General features: G+C 58.6%; 5 protein-coding genes. 3 read left to right on the plus strand and 2 right to left on the minus strand.

Annotated features, from left to right (window positions below):
* Positions 1–218: 218 nt before the first annotated feature.
* Together J3489_RS36370 and J3489_RS36375 are read right to left on the minus strand one after the other, a co-directional pair.
* On the minus strand, positions 219–1271 hold the full coding sequence (locus tag J3489_RS36370; RefSeq protein WP_207005639.1) for an NAD(P)-dependent alcohol dehydrogenase: 1053 nt from the start codon (positions 1269–1271) through the stop codon (positions 219–221).
* A gap of 20 nt (positions 1272–1291) precedes the next feature.
* On the minus strand, positions 1292–1573 hold the full coding sequence (locus tag J3489_RS36375) for a hypothetical protein (RefSeq protein WP_207005640.1): 282 nt from the start codon (positions 1571–1573) through the stop codon (positions 1292–1294).
* 214 nt (positions 1574–1787) lie between these two features.
* Between J3489_RS36375 and J3489_RS36380 the strand changes: the two genes are divergently transcribed.
* From J3489_RS36380 to J3489_RS36390, 3 genes are all read left to right on the plus strand, one after another.
* Positions 1788–2747 carry a helix-turn-helix transcriptional regulator gene (locus tag J3489_RS36380; RefSeq protein ID WP_207005641.1) on the plus strand — a complete coding sequence of 320 codons (960 nt, stop codon included), beginning with the start codon at positions 1788–1790 and terminating at the stop codon, positions 2745–2747.
* A gap of 50 nt (positions 2748–2797) precedes the next feature.
* The gene (locus J3489_RS36385; protein WP_207005642.1) at positions 2798–4276 is read left to right on the plus strand and encodes an aldehyde dehydrogenase; all 1479 of its coding nucleotides are present in this window, start codon (positions 2798–2800) and stop codon (positions 4274–4276) included.
* A 100-nt stretch (positions 4277–4376) separates the two neighbouring features.
* Positions 4377–4686 (plus strand): dienelactone hydrolase family protein (locus J3489_RS36390; protein WP_207005643.1); only part of this gene is annotated, 310 nt, incomplete at its 3' end.

Consider the following 4686-nt stretch of genomic DNA (forward strand, 5'->3'; position numbering starts at 1 on the left):
CGAAATCCGCGTGCAGCGACCGCGCGATCGATGTGAGCGACACCGCCACGATATTCGCGTCGAGATTGATCATGAATGCCGGAACCGACACACACAGCAACAACAGTAACCGATTCGACATACAAACGCTCCTTCATTTAATCGCTCAGGTGCCGCGATCGACGATCAATTGCCGCCGCGTGCGGCGTTCGGCACCGACCGTCATACGCACTCCTACGTTATTGCCGCAGCGAATCGAGATCGATGACGAAGCGATATTTGACGTCGCTCTTCAGCATGCGCTCGTAAGCCTCGTTGATCTTCTGCATCGGAATGACCTCGATATCGGAGGTGATGCCGTGCTCGCCGCAAAAGTCGAGCATTTCCTGCGTTTCGGCAATGCCGCCGATCAGCGAACCGGCAAGCCGGCGGCGCTTGAAAATCAGATTGAAGACCTGCGGCGACGGATGGTCGTGCCCGGGCGCGCCGACCAGCGTCATCGTCGCGTCGCGCTTGAGCAATTCGATGAACGGATTCAGGTCATGCTGCGCGGCCACCGTATTCAACAGAAAATCGAAGCTGTTCGCGTGCGCCTGCATTTGCGCCGGGTCCTTCGAAATGACCACTTCGTGCGCGCCCAGGCGTTTGGCGTCTTCGACCTTCGACGGCGACGTCGTGAACAGCACCACGTGCGCCCCCATCGCGCGCGCAAGCTTCACGCCCATGTGGCCGAGCCCGCCGAGGCCGACAATGCCGACCTTCTTGCCGGGGCCGGCGCCCCATTGGCGCAGCGGCGAATACGTCGTGATGCCTGCGCACAGCAGCGGCGCAGCGCCTGCCGGATCGAGCTTGTCCGGCACGCGCAGCACGAATGCCTCGTCGACGACGATACGGGTCGAATAGCCGCCGAACGTCATCTCGCCGCTCTGCCGATCGGCACCGTTGTAGGTCAGAACAAAGCCGTTCTCGCAGTACTGCTCGAGCCCTTCCGCGCAGCTTGCGCAGGTACGGCATGAATCGACGAGGCAGCCGACACCTACCAAATCGCCGGACTTGTAGCGCGTCACGCCCGGGCCGACCTGCGCGACGCGACCGACGATTTCATGGCCCGGCACGACCGGATAGATCGTGTTGTTCCATTCGTTGCGTGCCTGGTGCAGATCGGAATGGCAGACGCCGCAATAGAGCACGTCGATCTGCACGTCGCACTCGCGCAGGCTGCGGCGCTGAAATTCAAACGGAGCCAGCGATGATTGGGAATCTCGTGCTGCGTATCCGTGAGTCGTGGACATAGTCACTCCTGGAATTCGGTTCAACGGGGGTTAGATCCGGCACTGCGGTACTTGACCGCGAAAGTCGTATCAGGATCTAAATAGCCTTCGGCGGGGTAGTTCAGTTCGTTAGACGCATCAAGCGGCATGGACTTGAACCATGTAGGAAAGTTGACGAATGCCTTCAGCTCAGCAGCGCCTGCATAAAGTAAAGTAATCGCTTCACTTTCGGCAAGCGCATATTTTTCATAATCTTCATGAGAGTTAGGAATGTTGATCGAAGACCTTGAGGCATTCGTTGCAGCTGTTGCTGGCCGGGCCATATCGAGTTACGACGCGGGTGGGTCTGAACGGAACATTACCGTTTATCGTCGTCGCAATTCGCCCCAAGAAGCCGAATCATTGCCTCTAACGGCTCGCCGAGTGCAGTTTCCGATTTGATCCGGCCATCTCCATAGGTGATGGATGAGCGAAACCGGAAACGACTTCACCTGATATTGTGTGGATCTGCGACCGGAAGACACGGACGATATTCAAATGGAAGAAGCCATGAGTGGAAAATTGACCCTTGTTGCCGAGAATCGGCGTCCTACGACTTCGGAAAGGCGCCATCTGCTGCAGGAACTCTTGAGCAATTTGCGCGGACGCGATCGCGAGCTTGATCGCGATCTTATGCAGTGCGGCCTTGGTGTACAGAGCTGTTACAAGCCGCAGAACATTTCCAGGGTCACTTTTAGCAAACCGGCAGTGCTTCTTGTGGTGTCCGGCTCGAAAGAAATCGAACTCGCCAGTCGGCGGTTCGTTGCCAATGCCGGAGAGCTTCTCTTCGTTCCGGCGGACACGGAATTCTGGATCGGCAAATTCCCAGATCCAATCAGCGGCCTTTATCAAGGCCTCGGGTTCCGCTTTGATATCGAAACGGTAGAGGAATTTCAGCGTAGCTATGGGCGGGGTCTCGAGAGCTGGAATCTGAGCTCGAATTGGCATGCGCCCGCCAGCGAGGCCGCGCTTGAGTGGATCATCCAATGGCTCGATTGGAGCAGCAAATATCCTCCTTCCCTTCATGTCCAGCGTCACCGGCTTGTTGAACTCCTTCTACTGCTGGCACAGACGGGCCTCGCCGGGAATATTCTCGTCAGCCGCAATCCCTCCTGGCGGCAACGTATCGGCCAGATGATCGATGTTGATCCGGCCCGCGCGTGGCGATGTCAGGATCTTTGCCGGATGCTGGGCATTAGTGAGTCTGTCATGCGCCGCCATCTCCGTGTCGAGGGTACGAGCTTCCGCGATCTGCTCGAGGAAACAAGACTGATGTCGAGCCTGGTCCTGGTCCAGGAAACAAGCTTCACAATCGGCCAAGTGGCGGACGCTGTCGGGTACCGATCGCAGTCGCGATTCACTGACCGGTTCAAGGAGCGTTTCGGCGTCACTCCAACAATGTTGCGCCGCTCAGGTTCAGGCGAAGTTTTGGCGCTTGGAGGCGAAACGCTTCCCTAGGTCGTGCGCATACTCGCCTTGAACATCAAATGATGCTGTGAGGACGAGTCATGCAAGATTTCAAGATGCTTATCGGCGGCGACGAACGGGCTGCGGTCGGCGGCGAATGGATCGAAAGCGTCAATCCCTATACGGGCAAGGCCTGGGCTCGGGTGCCGCGAGGGCAGGCTGAGGACGCAGCGGCCGCTGTCGAAGCCGCCGCGGCTGCGCTCGAAAATCCCGCCTGGAAGAATCTCACCGCGAGCCAGCGAGGCGCCCTCCTGCGGAAGGCCGGTGACCTGATTCTCGCCAATGCCGAGCGGTTGGCCGATCTGGAGGTGCAGGACAATGGCAAGCTGAAGGCCGAGATGCTCGGCCAGATGCGCTACCTGCCGGAGCATTATTACTATTACGGCGGCCTCGCGGACAAAATCGAAGGAGCGGTGATTCCCTCCGACAAGGCGGGGATGTTCGCCCATACCGTCTATGAGCCGCTTGGCGTCGTCGTTGCAATCACGCCGTGGAATTCGCCCCTTTTGCTGACGACCTGGAAGCTTGCGCCGGCGCTTGCGGCCGGCAATACCGTTGTCGTCAAGCCGTCTGAGCACGCTTCAGTATCGATGGTCGAATTTGCGAAGCTGTTTCTCGAGGCCGGGTTTCCCGCAGGCGTGGTGAACGTCGTGACCGGTTTTGGCGCGGAATGCGGCGCGACCCTTGTCGAGCATCCCAAAGTCGCCAAGGTCGCTTTCACGGGCGGCGATGGCGGCGGCCGTGCGGTCTATCAAGCGGCGGCCAAAAACCTTAAGCATGTCACGCTGGAACTTGGCGGCAAATCGCCCAACATCGTCTGCGAGGACGCCGACATTGAACAAGCCGTCAAGGGGGCGGTCTCGGGCATTTTCGCAGCAACGGGGCAGACATGCATGGCCGGCTCGCGGCTCCTCGTCCACGAAGCGCGCCATGACGAGTTTGTCGAAGCGCTTCGCGACTTTGTCGCCGCGGCAAAGCTTGGCAATCCGATGGATCGCGAGACCAAAATCGGTCCGATTGCCAACTTATCCCAATACGAAAAGGTGCTTGACTATATCGATATCGCTAAGGGCGAAGGGGCGTTGGTCGCCTATGGCGGAAAGGCCTATCACGGTGCCGGCTGCGAGAATGGCTGGTTTGTCGAACCCACCGTTCTAACCGAAGTCTCCAACACCATGCGGGTTGCGCGAGAGGAGATTTTCGGCCCGGTGCTCTCGGTGATTCGTTTTAAGGATGATGAAGAAGCGATCGCGATTGCCAACGATACGCCTTACGGCCTCGCTGCCGGCGTTTGGACAAAGGATCTCGTCCGCGCCTTCCGCTACACCAAGGAACTCAAAGCAGGCACGATCTGGGTCAACGCCTATCGCGTCGTAAGCTACGCGGTCCCGTTCGGCGGGTTTAAGCAGTCGGGAATCGGGCGGGAAAACGGCCAGGAGATGATCAAGGAATATCTCCAGACCAAGAGCGTCTTCATCAATCTCGACAAGGAAGTGCCGAACCCGTTCGTCCTGCGGTGATTCTCTCGCGCGGCCTGTATGCGGCGATCGGCAATGTCAGCTATACCGCGACGAAACGCGGCGATTTCCTGAAGCTCCTTTTTCGACCTTGGAGATCCGTATGAAGCAAAGTGTTGGAAAAACGATTACCTTTCGGCGCCCTGACGGCATGGAAGTCAAAGGCTATCTTGCGGAACCCGAGACTATTGCGGGCGCTCCCGCCATCGTCGTCATTCAAGAGTGGTGGGGATTGAACGACCAGATCCGCGGCGTGGCGGATCGTCTCTCGCGCGCAGGGTATCTCGCACTCGTCCCCGACATCTATCGCGGCAAGTCGACGGTCGAGGAGGAAGAGGCGCATCACCTGATGAGCGGCCTCGATTTCGCCGATGCGGCCACGCAGGACATCGCCGGCGCGGTCCAGTATCTGA

It is taken from the genome of Trinickia mobilis (assembly GCF_017315705.1).
Classification (GTDB): Bacteria; Pseudomonadota; Gammaproteobacteria; order Burkholderiales; family Burkholderiaceae; genus Trinickia_A; species Trinickia_A mobilis.